The organism is Wolbachia endosymbiont (group A) of Epagoge grotiana (genome assembly GCF_947251775.1).
In the GTDB taxonomy this organism is placed as follows: domain Bacteria; phylum Pseudomonadota; class Alphaproteobacteria; order Rickettsiales; family Anaplasmataceae; genus Wolbachia; species Wolbachia pipientis.
In genome coordinates this window covers 909170-926612 of the sequence record NZ_OX366387.1, presented here as the reverse complement: position 1 = coordinate 926612, position 17443 = coordinate 909170, and the positions used below count along the sequence as shown (strand labels likewise).

11 protein-coding genes and 1 pseudogene are annotated in these 17443 nt (G+C 35.6%); 3 read left to right on the top strand and 9 right to left on the bottom strand.

The window, feature by feature from the left end:
- Window positions 1–137 precede the first annotated feature (137 nt).
- Window positions 138–758, bottom strand: coding sequence for a hypothetical protein (locus OPR50_RS04230; RefSeq protein ID WP_264339167.1), 621 nt, complete (start codon window positions 756–758; stop codon window positions 138–140).
- A 172-nt stretch (window positions 759–930) separates the two neighbouring features.
- Between OPR50_RS04230 and OPR50_RS04225 the strand changes: the two genes are divergently transcribed.
- From OPR50_RS04225 to recO, 3 genes are all read left to right on the top strand, one after another.
- Window positions 931–1962 carry a PDDEXK nuclease domain-containing protein gene (locus tag OPR50_RS04225; RefSeq protein ID WP_265023828.1) on the top strand — a complete coding sequence of 344 codons (1032 nt, stop codon included), beginning with the start codon at window positions 931–933 and terminating at the stop codon, window positions 1960–1962.
- Entirely contained in the window at window positions 1962–2102 is a 141-nt protein-coding gene (locus tag OPR50_RS04220; RefSeq protein WP_007548500.1) for a hypothetical protein, read from the top strand. Before OPR50_RS04225 ends, OPR50_RS04220 begins: the two co-directional genes overlap by 1 nt.
- A 66-nt stretch (window positions 2103–2168) precedes the next feature.
- Window positions 2169–2891: a DNA repair protein RecO gene (gene recO / locus OPR50_RS04215; protein ID WP_065094880.1), complete on the top strand. Its 723-nt coding sequence runs from the start codon at window positions 2169–2171 to the stop codon at window positions 2889–2891.
- A gap of 388 nt (window positions 2892–3279) precedes the next feature.
- On the opposite strand, the gene OPR50_RS04210 is transcribed toward recO, so the two are convergent.
- The 8 genes and pseudogenes from OPR50_RS04210 to OPR50_RS04175 all read right to left on the bottom strand — a co-directional run bounded on the left by OPR50_RS04210 (window position 3280) and on the right by OPR50_RS04175 (window position 17263).
- Window positions 3280–4662, bottom strand: coding sequence for a PleD family two-component system response regulator (locus OPR50_RS04210; RefSeq protein ID WP_264339171.1), 1383 nt, complete (start codon window positions 4660–4662; stop codon window positions 3280–3282).
- Window positions 4634–4930: a Sec-independent protein translocase subunit TatB gene (gene tatB, locus OPR50_RS04205; protein ID WP_010082258.1), complete on the bottom strand. Its 297-nt coding sequence runs from the start codon at window positions 4928–4930 to the stop codon at window positions 4634–4636. The genes OPR50_RS04210 and tatB overlap by 29 nt, the downstream gene beginning before the upstream one ends.
- Window positions 4931–4934: 4 nt before the next feature.
- The gene (locus OPR50_RS04200; RefSeq protein ID WP_264339576.1) at window positions 4935–9677 is read right to left on the bottom strand and encodes an NAD-glutamate dehydrogenase; all 4743 of its coding nucleotides are present in this window, start codon (window positions 9675–9677) and stop codon (window positions 4935–4937) included.
- A 27-nt stretch (window positions 9678–9704) separates the two neighbouring features.
- Window positions 9705–12266, bottom strand: coding sequence for an ATP-dependent chaperone ClpB (gene clpB, locus OPR50_RS04195; protein ID WP_264339172.1), 2562 nt, complete (start codon window positions 12264–12266; stop codon window positions 9705–9707).
- Between the two features lie 969 nt (window positions 12267–13235).
- Window positions 13236–13481, bottom strand: a pseudogene (locus tag OPR50_RS08545) (PD-(D/E)XK nuclease family transposase); the annotation flags it as partial.
- A 62-nt stretch (window positions 13482–13543) separates the two neighbouring features.
- Complete coding sequence (typA, locus tag OPR50_RS04185) at window positions 13544–15373, bottom strand: translational GTPase TypA (RefSeq protein ID WP_265023827.1); 1830 nt, start codon at window positions 15371–15373, stop codon at window positions 13544–13546.
- 105 nt (window positions 15374–15478) lie between these two features.
- Complete coding sequence (pyrE, locus tag OPR50_RS04180; protein ID WP_265023826.1) at window positions 15479–16075, bottom strand: orotate phosphoribosyltransferase; 597 nt, start codon at window positions 16073–16075, stop codon at window positions 15479–15481.
- Window positions 16076–16078: 3 nt separating this feature from the next.
- Complete coding sequence (locus OPR50_RS04175; RefSeq protein ID WP_155968759.1) at window positions 16079–17263, bottom strand: dicarboxylate/amino acid:cation symporter; 1185 nt, start codon at window positions 17261–17263, stop codon at window positions 16079–16081.
- Window positions 17264–17443: the final 180 nt, after the last annotated feature.

Here is a 17443-nt window from a genome sequence, read left to right as displayed (position 1 = left end):
CAGTTGCTATGCAACAAAGCCATCCCAGTGTCAAGCACTGGGATGACACCATTTGTTGTAAACTCACTTTTACTCTATGGTCTTGCTGCTATCCTGAACGGATACAGTGGGCTTATTAAATTATAGAATTACTTTAGCTATAGAATAAAATCTAGTGTTACTTCACGCCAAATGTGGTGGTGCTGAGTAGGCAAGCCGGTCAATGGGCTACATTTATATACTGCACGCATTGCATTATCTGCTATCGACCTGAAAAGTGGATTATTTCGATAGGAATCACTGTCTGCTACATCTGCCATAATTATCTCGCCTTGACTGGATAACAATAAGTTAATTTTTATATTAAAATTTTCTTTGTAAGCTATGCTTTCAGGAATGCTCCAGCATTTTGTGAGCTTTTCTCTTATAGAGTTAATAATTTCTGTTACAACTAATTCATCCTTTTTGCTCTCAACGCTTTTTTCGTTTCCTATTTCATTCTTTGCCTCTCTGACATCCCTTCTTAGTTTCTTCTCTACACTTTTTTTTCTTTTTGGAACAGGAATGAATTCTTTACCCTCGTTAATAATGACTTCTTCTTGCATTTCGATAATTTGCCTCGGTTGTGCTACAACAGTGTGCTCAACTATTTCTTTTTTCCTTTGTGGTATAGGAACAGCTAACGTATCATTCGTTTGGGCTTTTGTTGAAGATAACGAAAAAAGCAAAAAACAACATAAAGACAAAAAAAGAATATAATTAGAATAGAAAAAACGCATATGTTAAGCAGCTTGTTTTACTGGTTTAAAGCTAATATTGCACGTAAAGTCAATATATTTTAGTTGATGGACAAGTTTGAAGTAAATAAGGAATCCCTTCAAAGTTGCAGGCAAGCGAAAGATTGTCTTCTCGACAGACAAAGGAATTGTATAATGGATTAAAAGGAATCCTATGACAAGAATTATAGCAAAAGAATATACAGAATTTTTAGAGCAGTTGAAAGATCGTATTGCAACAAGCCGTTATAAGGCAGCGCTTGCAGTAAATAGTAAGCTTATCTTGCTCTACCATTATATTGGAACAGAAATCTTAAAACGGCAAAGAGAACACGGCTGGGGAGCTAAGGTAATTGATCAATTAAGTAAGGATTTGAGAAGTACATTTCCAGAAATGAAAGGCTTTAGCATGAGAAATCTGAAGTATATGCGTAAGTTTGCCGAAGAATATCCTGATGTTGAATTTGTGCAGGAGCCTCTTGCACAATTAACTTGGTATCACAATATCACTCTTTTGGAAAAAATAGAAAGTCATGAAGTAAGATTATTTTATGTAAAAAAAGCTATTGAACATGGCTGGTCACGTAACATTATGGTGATGCAGATAGAACTTGGACTACATAAACGTCAAGGAAAAGCAATAACTAATTTTAAAGAAAAATTACCATCTCCACAATCCGATCTAGCACATTACACATTAAAAGATCCGTATATTTTTGATTTTTTAAGTATAGGTAAGGATGCTCATGAAAGAGAAGTAGAAAAAGGACTCGTAGGGCATATGGAAAAATTTCTGTTAGAACTCGGTGAAGGATTTGCATTTGTTGGTAGACAATTTCATTTAGATGTTGGTAATAAAGACTTTTATATTGATTTATTATTCTATCATTTAAAGTTACGTTGCTTCGTAGTGATTGAACTAAAAGATAAGGATTTTAAGCCGGAATATGCTGGTAAAATGAATTTTTATCTTTCTGCAGTTGATGATTTACTGAAGCACTCGACAGATCAACCTTCTATAGGGTTAATCTTATGTAAATCTAAAGACGATGTACTTGCTAAATATACACTCCGAGACATGAATAAGCCAATAGGGCTAGCAGAATATCGAATAACTGAAAATCTACCAGAGAACATAAAAACAGCTTTACCGACGATAGAAGAATTAGAAGCTGAATTATCCAAAATTTCAGACGAGGAAAAGTAATGTTACTAAAATCATTCAAACAATTATTTAGCAAACCAAAAGCTCAGTATGAAATGCATCAGGCTCAGGAAGAAGAGTGGCAGCCAATAACTTACTCTCTCATAGCCTTGAAACTTTGGAAGCAAACAGTAACGGAGTAAGTGATTTTTATGGATTACACGCTCTAGGTGCACTATCCTATATATCATACGGTCAATACACTCTAAATGAGATGGAAAGATGAAGGCATCATTATAGCTGCTAAAAAATACGGCGATAAAAACTTAATTCTTTCTCTGTTTACAAAAAATCATGGAAAGCGCAGGGGATTAACTAAGCTAACAAACAATAGCAATTATAAGTTTCAGATAAGTAATCTATTACATGCAGAATGGAGTGCTAAGTTACCTGAAAATCTAGGTTTTTTTAAGTGCGAATTAATCGAATCTCCATTCCATCATTTCTTTCAAGATAGGTTAAAAAGCATTACTATTGTTTCTTTCTCCTCTATTTTAGAAAAAGTGCTTCCAGAAAGTGAACCCTGTGCCATGCTGTATGACAATTTTCGATATTTCATCGATGTAATTAAACACAACAATCAGTCTTGGCAAAGCCATTATCTTAACTTAGAGCTTCTGCTTCTTACGCAATTGGGATTCAAGTTAGACTTATCCAAATGCGCTGTAACAGGTGTTAAGGAAAATCTGCAATTTATTTCTCCAAAAACTGGTAGAGCAGTGTCAAAAAAAGTAGGAGATTATTATGCAGATAAACTCCTACCTTTTCCACAAATGTTGCATGATGTATACAATAATACCCTACAAAACAGCTACTCATTCCAAGAATTTCAGTTAGGACTGAAAGTCACAGGATATTTTTTAAATAAGTATCTATTTTTGCAGTTAAACGTGAAATTTCCAGAGCTGAGAAACCTCATGTTGTCGCTTTAATCTTAGTTATCATTTTTTTGAAATCATTTCAGAAATCTATAGCTAACCCAAGCAACACGTCATACCGCGATTCATTCCATAGCTGTACAAACATTCATTTTTGAAGGTAAATTGCACAGCAAATGGTGTCATTCCAGTGCTTGACACTGGAATCCAGAAATTTTGCTTATAACTGAGCTGATGAGCTAAAGGTAGTTGTCTTACGCTAAAACAAACGTTTTTAATTAAGTTGCATAGAAGCTGGATCCCAGTGTCTGGGCACTGGGATGACATCCCACTGGTGGGAATTGCTCCCAAACTACAACGTTCGTACAGTTGTGCGCGGTATCTCAGCATAGATTCCGCTAACGAGTAGCGGAATGACGGTTGTCGGTAAACTTAAGCCACTTTAGCTATAGCCAGTAACCACTCTATTTCTACCACTGTTTTTTGCTTTATATAAATATTTGTCGGCACGTACTATAAATTTTTTAATATCATCAAAGTCAGATCCTTGCATTTCTGCAATTCCAATGCTCACAGTTACATTATGGGTTGTATTTTTATCCGCAAGTACAAAAGGTTCTTTAGCAATAATTTTTCGTATTCTCTCCGCAATAGTATACGCATCTGATACATTGGTATCTGGCATTACAACAACAAACTCCTCACCACCAAACCTAGCTAGTAAATCTGTCACTCTGATATTTTCAGAAATTCTTTTCTGTATTTGCTTTAAAAGTTCATCTCCAGCACTATGCCCAAAACTGTCATTCACTATCTTAAAATAGTCTATATCAAGTATCATAAGAGACAACCTTCTATCCTTTTCCACAGAGTCCTTAACAATGTTTCTTAAGTGTGCATCAAAATATCTTCTATTATAACAGTTAGTTAATGGGTCCTTTATAGACATTTCCGCATTATTAAATAAATTCATTCTCAAGGCATCTTGATATCTTTTGCGTTTTACTTGCGAATTAACCCTTGCTATTAGCTCACCCTCATCCAAAGGTACTGTTAAATAATCATTAGCACCTACATCAAGTGCTTTTACTAAATTGTTTTTATCATAATCCTCAGAAAGAATCAGAATTGGTGTATAACGTGTTTCCACCTTACTACGAAACTCAGAACACAAACGCAAGCCGTCAGTTTTTGAAAATTGCATATCAGAAATGATCAGGTCGTAACCATTCTCAATACCAACCTTCAATGCTTCCATTGGATCACTCAGTATTTTAATTGACCTAAAGCGTTGCTTTAATATATTATATATCTGCTCTGCTTGATGAACATCCTCATCTATAACAAGTATGTTAGCATCAAAAATCTGATTGGAATAATCCATAATACTGTTTCCTGCGACTCCACCAATCTCAGCGTTAGTTTCTCCTCTCAAACGCAATTCATCAATAATCATCTTTAAGCGTGTGAGAGACTTAATTCGTGCAGATAAAGCAGTTTCGTTTATTGGTTTAGTCAGAAAATCATCCGCGCCAGCATTAATACCTTGCACTCTATCATGAGTATCATGCAGCGCAGTTACCATAATTATTGGAATATGGGTTGTCAAGGGATCACTCTTTAGCTCCTTACAAACTTCAAAGCCATTCATCTTTGGCATCATGATATCAAGTAATATAATATCAGGCTGCTGCTTTGCTACTAAATCTATAGCTTCTTCACCATCATGAGCTACGATAACCGTATAGTACTCTGCTTTTAGTCGAGCTTCTAAAAGCTTGACATTAGATAGTACATCATCTACTACCAGAATCTTCGCTGTCATTATCTTTAGATGTATTATCTATATCGTAAGTAGGATAAAGCTTACCATTTTTACCAACTATGTAATTTACTTTCTCAGTATTACACTCTTTATATAAGTCTTCAATTCCGGCATCCTTCAATAACCTTCTGGCTTTTAACCTTACAATTGTAAAATACCTATATATAGTCTTAATAAAATCAATAAATACAGGTACCTTATTTTTATCAAGAACAATTATGCTCACTAAAGCTACAACTAAAATTTCTGAAAGACCTATATTGAACATTTTCCTATGAAGCAAGTACTTTAATCCTTCTGATTATAAATATTAATTTGCTTAAATCAAGTTTAGAAGCAACCATCTCATCTAAAAAACTATTATAACGTTCTATGTAGTCCTTATCATCACAAGCCCAGGTTTGAACCTTATCTTCGGGGTTATCAGTAGCTTTTATGACTTTAACAGCTAGCTTGTGATGGTAATTGCTTAAATCGTCCAATAAATCATTAACTAAGCTGCGATCCCAATAAGAAGAGCGGCTTTTCATCTTGATGGCAATTGTTCTAATCAGATCGAATCTTAACAGCGACTTTAACTCAAAGTATATTTTACCAGCATCAAGAATGGACAAAGATGTCTGTTCAGCAACAGATATAATGTCCAGTGCATAAGCAAGAACGCATAGATCAGCAACTTTTTTTGCTAGATCTTTATTTATATTAAGTTCTACTAAAGAAGTTGATCCATGGCTATAGATCTTTAATAGGTGTTCATCTAAAACATCAGTTAAGTTCTGGCCTAAAGTTTCAATTGCATCTTTAAATTTTGTAACATCATCCAATTCTACAAAGCTAAGCTTGCCAAGATTTTTCACTAGCCAAAATGATACTCTGCCAATAAATTTCTGCACGTTCCTCACTATTTGTAAGTATGAGTTAACATCAATTTTTCCATCCAATTCATCAATTTTCTGCCACAGGCTGTTTAAATCATACAGGTGGTTGACAACAATATATATGTTAACCGCTTCTTGTATCTTAATTCCAGTGTTCTCAGCCAAATTATTGATGAATATACAGCCCATTCTATTCACTACATCATTTGCAATGCAAGTAGAGATAATTTCTCTACGAAGTTGGTGTTTTAATATGAAATCCTTAAACTTTGTTACCATCTTTTTAGGAAAATAACCTAGCAAGTAGTCATGAGATATAAGATCTTTTTCAGACAGATCGGAATGTATAATTTCATTTTTTATTGCTGTTCTAGCATAAGACATTAGAACAGAGAGCTGAGGAGAACTGAAACCTTCTGCACCAGTTAACATCCTTGCTATCTCTTCTTCAGTTGGAAGAAATTCTACGCTTCGGTTTAACAGCCCAGATTTTTCTAAACTGAGCAGTAACCTGTGGTGCTGCTCCAATCTCTCTTTAGCTTGCAAACACTCAAGAAGTAATGCTTTTGTTTCAATTTTGTTGTGGTTCTCAAGCACTTTGGATGCAACTTCATCCACCATACTTGCCAGTATTTCATTCCTTTTTTCTAAAGAAATACCCCCTGCTTTCATAGCTGAAACAAATGCAATCTTAATGTTAACTTCAAGGTCCGAACATATCACTCCGGCTGAATTATCAACAAAGTCTGCATTGATATATCCACCTTTTTCAGCATATTCTATTCTTCCAAACTGTGTACAACCAAGATTTCCACCCTCTATAAACATAGAAGCTCTAATATCTTTACCATTCACTCTTAACTCATCGTTTGCTTTGTCACCGACCATGCTATGATTTTCACTCTTTGCCTTAACAAACGTGCCGATTCCTCCATTCCATATGAAGTCCACTTTTGCTTTCAATAGATATCTAATCAAATCACTTGGAGGTAGCATATCTTCTGTTATATCAAAGCACTTTTTTATTTCTTGAGAAATGTTTACTTGCTTACTGCTACGCTCAAATACTCCTCCACCCTTAGAAATCAAATCTTTATTATAATCCATCCAAGTTGAAAATGGTAACTCAAAGAGACGTTTACGCTCTGTGAAACTCTTTTTTGCATCAGGGTTTGGGTCAACAAAAATATGCATATGGTTAAATGCGCCGATTAAATGTATATTTTTTGAAAGCAGCATACCATTTCCAAATAAGTCGCCAGCCATATCCCCAATTCCAATAACAGTTGCATCCTGGTAAATATCCTTATTCATTTTCCAAAAATGCCTCTGTGCTGCAATCCATGCACCTTTGGCTGTAATACCCATTTTTTTGTGATCATAACCTGCTGATCCACCAGATGCAAATGCATCGCCAAGCCAAAAATTGTATTCAGAGGCTATCTGGTTGGCATAATCAGAAAATGAAGCAGTGCCTTTATCTGCTGCAACTACCAAGTATGGATCGTCTTCATCATACCTAATCACATTCTCTGGTGGAATTATTTCACCATCAACCACGTTATCAGTAATATCAAGCATTCCTCTAATAAAACTCTTATAGCACTCAACACTTTTCTCTCTTAAAGTATCTTTGTCTTTATAAACTTGCTTAATTACAAACCCACCCTTTGCGCCAACAGGGACAATAACCGCATTTTTTGTCATCTGAGCTTTCATGAGCCCCAAAACTTCAGTGCGAAAATCTTCCGTCCTATCCGACCACCTTAAGCCACCACGGGCTAATTTCCCTCCTCTTAGATGTATTCCCTCAAAAAGGTTTGAATAAATATATAATTCACGATACGGACGAGGATCAGGCAAACCATTCACTTTACTTGAGTCAAATTTTATGGATAAGTAGGGTTTATTATCTTGATAATAACTGGTCCTTAAAATAGCCATTATCAAGTTAAATATCGAGCGCAAAACGTAATCATGTGAAACATTGCTGATCTCTTTTAGAAGTTCCTCAATTTTTTCTCTGACAATGTCTGTAGTTTCTGCTCTATCAATGTCTATGTTAGGATCAAATCTTGCATGAAATAGTTGTATCAAATACTTTACTACTTTTGGATACTCTGAGACTACCTTTTGGATATATTCTGGGTTGTAGTTAAATGACGTCTGCTTTAGATAGGCACTTAGCGCTCTAATCAGAAGCACTTCCTTCCACTTGAGCCCAGCAATAATGATCAAACTATTGAAATAGTCATTTTTAATTTCCTTGCTAAACACTTTCGCAAGTGTTATTTCAAATTGCTCTTTTAGGGTAATGTTGTCTATTAATTCATCGACTCTTGACAACACAAAATGGTGTATCCATATTCCACCGTTAATTTCTATGTAATAGCCATTATGAGATAGAATTTTAGCTCCCAAATTCTTAGTGATCCTTAATATCTTCGATAATTCAAGGCCTCCATTGTTTGGAGTATAAACCTTTAATTGATAATTAAGATTATCACGAGTAAGTCTTAAATCGACCTCGCTAACTCCTTTCTTCCTCACTATCTCCAATTTTTTCATATCGTAATATGCGTCATGAGGTTCGAAACTCTCTTGATAGCTTATTGGAAATGCCTTGCAATAACGGATGAATATATCCTCAACAGTGCTAAAAGTATTGTATAAATTGTCTATAAAACGATCTTCCCACTTTTCTGTAATGTTTCTTAATTTGTTTTCGATACGCAAAACTTCATCATCAAGAACGCTAGCATTTTTGGTCTTTAGCACTACATGCAATTTCATCAAATCATATTCATTGATAATGTGATTGTTATAAATATCTGAACTTCCTGCACTTGTCTCATCCTTCAATATGTCACGTATCTTGAACATTAGCCTAGCGCTAGCATAACGCATCGGTATCAGCACTATGCAACTAATAAAATCCCCGACTCTTCTTAAAAATAATCTGACCCTTGGCCTAATCGCAAGAGACATGATCGAAATGCAAATTTTAAATAATTCGTCTTCATTTGATTGGAATAATTCATCACAAGAGAACACTTGCAAAATAGAAATCAAAGCTTTATTGTTGTGGCCCCCGGTTACAAATCCTGCATTTTTTTCTATAACTTTAACTTTATCTTTTATTATTGGAATAGTTCGAATATCTTGGACCTCCGCTACAGAAGTAAATAGCCCGAAAAAACGCCGTTCCTTTACTACATTACCCTGGTCATCAAATTCTTTTACTCCTATACAATTCATGTATGTACGCCGATGGACTATTGAGATTAGATCTGATCTCAATATGTATAGGGAATCAAGGTTTGCAGAAGGAATCAACGTACTTTGACCTACTCTCATCAGGCCAAGGTCCTTTTTGCCATCACAGACGAGTTTTTCATCTTTACCAGCAATATATTCTTGATAACCTAGAAATACAAAATTATTATTCTTTAACCAAACTAGAAAATCTTTTTGCTCTTGATTTCGGTCTGGTGTCATTCCAGTGCGTGACACTGGAATCCACGTGTCCTTTTCCTGGATCCCAGCTGGGATGACAGAAAGACTTGCCTCATCAAGTTTCTTGAGCATTAAGTGCCAATCTTTCACAACGCAATTAACCGCTTTCAGCGTTTTCTGTAGAGATTCTTTTAATGTATCAACAAAGCTGTCACTTATACCTTTGATAATTACATATATGACTGACTCTTTGACTCCATTGCTTTCTTCCAAAGAGTAAATCTCGTCTATTAGGCCATCTTTTCTTTTAATGTTAATTATGCTGTTGCTGTAATAGCATATGGTTAAATCGTGCGATTTAATAGTTGCAATAACAGAATCAACCAAAAATGGCATATCATCGTTTGTTATCTTAATCGTGGTAAAATCGCCTTCTATTCCTGGTATATCATCTATATTGCTTACTACTAACTTACTTTCATCTTTCTCTTTTTGAGAAACAAAATTGTAAGCATCGTTTACAATATATAGCAAAAACTTATCATTGGCTTTTAGGTCGCTTTTATAAACAAAACTATAAAAATACTTAATGAATTTTTTAATTTTTTCTTTATCTTGCTGATTTTCTTGATCAGCTAGCTTAAATAAAGACTCAGTGTCAACATTATGATCTATACACATTTTTTTTAACAAAAATACACAGTGAACTTAAACCTTTTTAACTAAGATTTCATTATCAAGAGCGTACACTATTAGCTCATCATTTTCTACTACTTCCCCTGATAAAACTAATTTAGCTAAATTATTTTGAATACACTCTTGTATAACCCTTTTTAAGGGCCTTGCTCCATATTCAGGGTCATAGCCAGTTTGTGCTATTAGTTCTTTAGCTTCCTGCGACAAACTTATACTCAGTTTACGCTTAGCAAGTGTTTTTTGTAAATAAGAAAATTGAACATCTATAATTTTATAGATGTCATCTCTGGTTAAACTGTGAAATATAATAATTTCATCCAGCCTGTTTAAAAATTCTGGACGAAATGTTGATTTAACTATTTGCATCACTTCATTTCTTACAGAATCAACATTCCCTTTTAGCATTATCTCAGCGCCAAGGTTAGAAGTTAAAATCAGTATGGTGTTGCGAAAATCAATTAATTTACCATGACTATCAGTGAGTCTCCCCTCATCCAAGATCTGTAGCAATAGATTAAATATATCTGGATTTGCTTTCTCGATTTCATCAAACAGAATAACCTGATATGGCCTTCTTCTTACCGCTTCAGTTAATCTGCCACCTTGTTCATAGCCAACATACCCTGGAGGCGCGCCAATTAGCTTTGAAACAGAATGTTTTTCCATATATTCTGACATATCAAAACGCAGAAGCGCTGATTGATCGTCAAACAGAAATTCAGCTAAGGCTTTCGCAAGTTCGGTTTTACCAACCCCGGTTGAGCCTAAGAATAAGAATGAACCAAAAGGTCGATTAGTATCTTGCACCCCAGAGCGGGAGCGCCTAACTGCATTACTTATCGCTTCTATTGCATCTTTCTGCCCTATTACTCTTCTTCCTATTTCATTCTCCATGTTAAGGAGTTTTTCCTTTTCACTATGCATCATATTATCAACTGGAATTCCTGTCCACTTTGAAACAATGTTTGCAATATCATCTCCAGTCACTTCTTTCTTTAAGAAACTATCAGTAACCTTTTCCTGATTTTTTAATTCATTCTCAAGCTGAGGGATCACACCATACATCAGCTCTCCTGCTTTTCCTAAATTTCCACTCCGCTGAGCCAATTCCAGCTCTTTTCTAGCGTTATCTAATTTTTCGGCTGTTTCTTGTATTCTAGCTATTTTATTCTTTTCCATCTGCCATTTGCTGTTCAAGTCAGCAAATTTACTGTTTAGATTTTCGATCTCTTCATTTATCTTTTTTAAACGCTGTTTAGAATTTTCATCACTTTCTTTTTTTAAAGCCTCTGCTTCAATCTTTAGCTGTATAACCTTTCTCTCAAGTTCATCAATAACTTCAGGCTTGCTATCCATTTCAATTCTCACCCTACTTGCTGCTTCATCAATCAAATCAATTGCTTTATCAGGTAAAAACCTATCTGTTATATATCTATTGGACAACGTTGCAGCAGCAATTATTGCACCGTCTGTAATTCTTATACCATGATGCACCTCATATCTTTCCTTCAAACCCCTGAGTATTGAAATGGTATCAGTTTCAGTTGGTTGAGAAATAAACACGGGCTGGAAACGCCTTGCAAGTGCAGGATCTTTTTCTATATGCTGACGATATTCATCTAAAGTTGTGGCTCCTATACAGCGAATTTCTCCACGCGCAAGAGCAGGCTTTAGCAGATTCGAGGCATCCATTGCACCACTTGTTGCTCCTGCTTCAACTAAAGTATGAAGCTCATCTATAAACAAGATAACTTTTCCCTCCGCTCTCGAAAGCTCATTAATAACTGCTTTTAACCTTTCTTCAAATTCTCCTCTAAACTTAGTGCCAGCAATTAGTGCTCCAAGATCCAAAGCTAAGACCTTTGCATCATGCAAACCAAGTGGTACATCGTTTGCAACAATTCTATTTGCAAGCCCCTCAACTATTGCAGTTTTTCCAACACCAGGTTCACCGATCAGCACTGGATTATTTTTTGTCCGCCTCAGTGATACCTGCATAGTTCTTCTGATCTCTTCATCACGACCAATTACAGGATCAAGCTTTCCTTGCATAGCAAGCTCTGTAACATCTTTTGTATATTTCTTTGCCGCATTTAATTTTTCCTCACTGTTTGGCGAGTCCGCACTGCTGCCCTTTCTCATTTCTGCAACAACTGAGTTCAGTTTTTGTGGAGTCACACCATTCTCTGCCAGAATTTTGCCTACAGTATCATCTTTTTGTGCAGTGAGGCCCTGCAGTAAACGCTCGACAGCAACAAATGAATCTTTATTTCTCTTTGCAATACCAATTGAATCTTCAAAAACTTTTGCTATTTCTCTTGAAAGTTGAAGGCCACCACTTCCTGGACCTTCAATTACTGGCAACTTTTTTATTGCACTATCCACAGCATCGGAAATACTCTGCACATTTCCACCACAAGCGTTTATCAAATCCTGAACTAAACCTGATTCATCTTCAAGCATCACTTTTAGTAAATGCTCAGGCATAAAAATCTGATGCCCAGCTCCCAACGCTTTCATCTGAGCACTTTGAATTAGACTTTTTGCTTTTTCGGTAAATTTATTTAAGTCCATAACACCAGTTAAATTCGTATTTGCTGATGTATATAACAACTGATTTCATAAATTTAAACCTAAAGTTGCTTATTGTTAAGTATGAAATTTAAAACTTTCTTAAAAAAGGAACTATCATAGTAACCATACAAATATCTTGTATCTCAAGACCTTTGGTTTTTGTTGCTGAAAATGGTTGTATTATTTAAGTTATTAACAATATACAATACTAAGTTAATGTAATTTATTTGGAGATGACAGGAAAATTTATTGTAACTTTATATTTTAAATAGAATAAAGTTCTTTTGTTAGTATTGTCCTTTTTGTAAAAAATATTCCTAATTTCTTCATCATTTCTGTGGGTAAGGTCATCTGCTTCTCTACCTCAAGTGGTTAACAAAGTTTCTTGTCACGAGGGACCAAATGGAAATCTGCTCGTTTTCACGCGAATTAATGTTACAAATTCTATACATTTCGTTACAAAATGGCATTCGCTTTCTCCATTATCCTTTACCTGCATTTTCATCAGCGTTCCTTGCGGTTTGCTTGCCATATAGGCGGAAATACAGGCTTACCCTGTTCCTTCTGTCATACAACAGTGGGTTAGGTGACTTCTCTATACCGGTGATTTGCGTACATCCAGAAATGAAAAATGTCACATTACCTTTTGGTCGGAGCTTATCAGCATCTTTAGCTCTTTAATCGTTACGATACTTATGAAGCTTCACTTACGTTCACCATACCACTAAGCCTAGCTCTCCAACCACATGATGCTTGTAGTTTATGCTCCTTTCACGATTGAGCATCTTCTTTTTCAAGAGGAGGTTCATTGTCCGCATCGCTTGGCACCAACCGGTTACCCGATTCGCACTGATGCGTAGACTCAGATGGCAAAACATCTGGTTTAATAAGTTTTAGAACTCTTTTAGTTTCTTTCTGAAGGAATTCCTCTCCTTTTAAACAATATGACCGAAGACTTTCAGGTCGCACCATTTCAATAATTAGCTGGGTTCCAGCAGAATCAGTACAGAAAACATCAACAATACTTTGTTTTTTAGAGGCAATCTCAGCATCCATGATAGTGCTGAGAAATTCTATTTCTTCTATTTCATCTTTGCCAGCGAAGCCCAATATATCATTGAGAAAGTGAATGAGAATATCTTTATTTTTCTCAGTGCCAAATATTCTCTTGAACGCGAAATTGTTTTTTGGATCGAGAAATTTCGAAAAGGCCATAATTAAATACAATTAGGAGACGAATAATTATACACTATTTTTCGCAAATGTTCAACCTCTGATTACTCCTTATTCTTTGCCCTTCCTGCACGCTTACGTTCATTTGGATCAAGGAATTTCTTGCGTAAACGTATAGATTTTGGAGTTACTTCCACCAATTCATCATCATCTATATACGCTATCATATCCTCCAGTGTCATTATCTTTGGTGGAGTGAGCTTTATAGCTTCATCACTACCTGAAGCTCTTACGTTTGTTAATTGCTTACCCTTTAACACATTTATCTCCAAATCATTGTCACGGCTATGCTGGCCGACAACCATGCCACAATATACCTTATCCTGTGGCTTAATAAACATAATTCCCCTGTCTTGCAAATTGAAAATTGCATATGCCACAGCCTCACCCTTATCTGTAGAAATTAAAACTCCATTGCGCCTTCCAGAAATTGGACCTCTATGTGGAGCATAACTGTGAAATAAACGGTTAATTATGCCTGTGCCACGAGAATCAGTTAAAAACTCTCCTTGATAACCGATTAATCCTCTTGATGGCACTAAAAACGTTAATCTTGTCCTGCCATTACCAGAAGGTCTCATGTCAGTTACTTCACCTTTACGGAAGCTGAGTTTTTCCATGATGATTCCACTATATTCATCATCTACATCAATTACTACTTCCTCTATAGGTTCAAGTTTTTTACCGCCTTCTTCTTTAAATAACACGCGAGGGCGTGATACCGAAAGCTCAAAACCTTCTCTCCTCATATTTTCAATTAACACTCCAAGCTGTAACTCACCACGCCCACCTACTTCAAATGCTTCACCGCTTGGTGCCAAAGTCACAGTAATTGCAACATTTGTTTCTGCTTCCGCATATAAACGATCCTTTATAGCAGTTGAAGTAAGCTTTGTACCTTCTTGCCCAGCAAAAGGTGAATCATTAACGCTCAGAGTAATCGCCATTGTTGGCGGATCAACTGGAGTTGAGCTTACTGCAGTTGTAACTTCTGGTGCTGCTATAGTATCTGAAACCGAAGCTTCCTCAAGTCCTGCAATTGCAATTATGTCTCCCGCCACAGCTTGTTCTACTGGAATGCGTTTCAAGCCAGAAAATGAGAGCAACTTAGTTAATCTTCCTCGTTCAATTACTTTGCCATCGAGGTCAAGCACCTTAAGATCTGAATTGACTTTTGCAATGCCCTGATAAACCTTTCCTGTCAATATTCTGCCAAGAAACTTATCAGACTCAAGTAGAGTGACCAACATAGCAAAAGGTGCATTTTGATTATAAACAGGAGGTTTTATATAATCTATAACCGTTGAAAATAATGGGCTTAAATCTTTTCTTTCATCAGAAAGCTCCTTAGCACACCAGCCATTTCTACCTGAAGCATACAACACTGGAAAATCTAGCTGCTCGTTGGTTGCATCAAGGTTAAAAAATAACTCATATATTTCATTTAATACTTCATCAATTCTGCTGTCTGGTCGGTCGACCTTATTGATTATCACAATTGGCTTCAAATTTGCTTTTAGTGCTTTTGAGAGCACAAATTTTGTTTGTGGCATGGGACCTTCTGCAGCGTCAACCAGCAGCAACACACCATCTGCCATGCACAATACCCTTTCCACTTCCCCACCAAAGTCCGCGTGCCCTGGCGTGTCAATAATATTGATCTTTTCATCGCCCCACATTATTGATGTACATTTTGCAAGTATTGTAATTCCGCGTTCACGCTCTTGATCACCACTATCCATCACTCGTTCTTGAACTTCTTGATTCTCGCGGAATGTGCCACTTTGTTTTAACATGTTATCAAGTAAAGTAGTTTTACCGTGGTCAACGTGTGCGATTATTGCTATATTTCGGATCGATTTAAATTCGTTCATTTTCTATCATTTCAAAATTAATTTAGTAATAAGTATACATAAAATACACTTGGAGTAAATAACTAAAGCTGTGTATAAATGCTGTGTTTCCAAGATATTATAGGATTACTTTGTTAAATATTCCCTACTCCCAGGTTTTGTTATGGGTAGTTGTTTTAATTCACTTGGAAGTTCTTCCTCGCTGTAGTTTTTGATGTTCAGTTCAATCAAAGATATGACAGGAAAAGGCAGTTTCGTTTCACTATTTCTCTTTATCAAAGAAGCTTCAGCAACAACTTTACCTCCTTCCCCTTCTGCACATTCCACTGCTTCAAGTGAAGATTTACCTGTGGTTATTACATCTTCAATGAGCAATATTTTCTTACCCTTTTTGATCTTAAATCCACGGCGTAATTCAAACTTACCATTAACGCGCTCGCAAAACATTGTCTTTATTCCAAGCTGCCTGCCAATCTCATAACCCACAATTATTCCACCAATTGCAGGAGATAATATTAAATCTATGGAGCTATTTAATTCTTTTTTTATTTTATCTGCTAATAATGCGCAAACTTTCATGGCTCTGCTTGGATTTTCAAAAATCTTCGCACACTGTATGTATGTGTCACTATGCAGCCCGGATGATAAAACAAAATGCCCATGCAAAATTGCTTCTGCTTCTTTAAATTCTTTTATTATTAGGTTATTTTCGTCTAATATCATTTTTTAAGTTTCACTATTACATTCTTTATTAATTATCTGAGTGATACAAACATCAGACCACACATTTATTGCAGTTTCAAACATATCGATGATTGTATAAATAGGCAAAATCAGTCCCATAATATGCAGAGGAACATTCATCGACATGAGATAACTGGTTGCCATAAAATAGCACCCCATCGGCACTCCAGCGTTACCAATTGCAGCCCCTGTAGCTAAAAAAATCCATATCAACATTTCGCTTAAGGAAAATACGTATCCGTTCATTTCTGCAACAAACATTACAGTGATTAGTATAAATGCAGCACATGCATTCATGTTAATTGTTGTGCATATTGGTAAAATAAAAGACGATAATTTCTTTGGCACCTTTAGCTTGTTCTGCACACATTCTATAGTTGTTGGCAATGTTGCACTGGATGATTTAGAAAAAAACGCAAGTGTGAGTGCTGGCATAACCCCTTTCAGCGTTTGAATTGGTGATATGCCTTTATACCACATAAATAGCGGTAAAATCAGAAATGCCTGCACAAAATTTGCAGACATTATGCAAACAAAATACCATAAAAGATTGTAGAACTCACTACCGCCTTTTAATTCATGCAAAAAACATGTGATAAAGGACCACACAGCAAGCGGAATGAATTTTAGTAACCCCTGAGCAATTTTAAGTAGCGTATCAAAAAGTGCAGAGAATATTTGATGTAATATATCCTGCTTTTCTTTTGAAAGTGAAACAATAGCTCCACCCATCAAAAAAGCGATTAATATGCTACCAATCATATTATTTTCAAGAAAAACTTGCACAAAATTAGAAGGAATGAGTGATTTTAAATATGAAAAATAACTGTGGTTATTGCTGTTAATACTCCCTATTGTATTACTTATGAAATTTTTTCTTGCTGGATCTATTAACAAATAAAACGATAATGCAACAAACGCAGCTATAATAGTTGTAAGCAGAGTATAAAATAGTGTTTTCTTAACTAAGACTTTGATTTCAATTGAGTCTTTGAGCCCGGAAATTGTGGAAACTATGGATAAAAAAACCAAAGGTAAGCTTATTAATTTGAGCAAGCTGATAAAGATATCACTAAATAGCTTTGCTATTTCAAATATGATTTCATTGTTTAGGTAGTAAGCAACTATTGCAAGCAGTATAGAAAAAAGTATTGCAAACTTGTGCATTGAAAATAAAACTTCAAAGTAACATTATACAATAATTTTGCTGTTTTGGAATCAGATTGATAGACAAAATAACTTTACAGATTAGGGAAAGATAAGAGGATGTGTTTATTCGGAGACAGTGTAAGATTTCTTAATTTAAATTTAGGTGCACTTAGCCCATTCTGGTGATAACAAATTGGA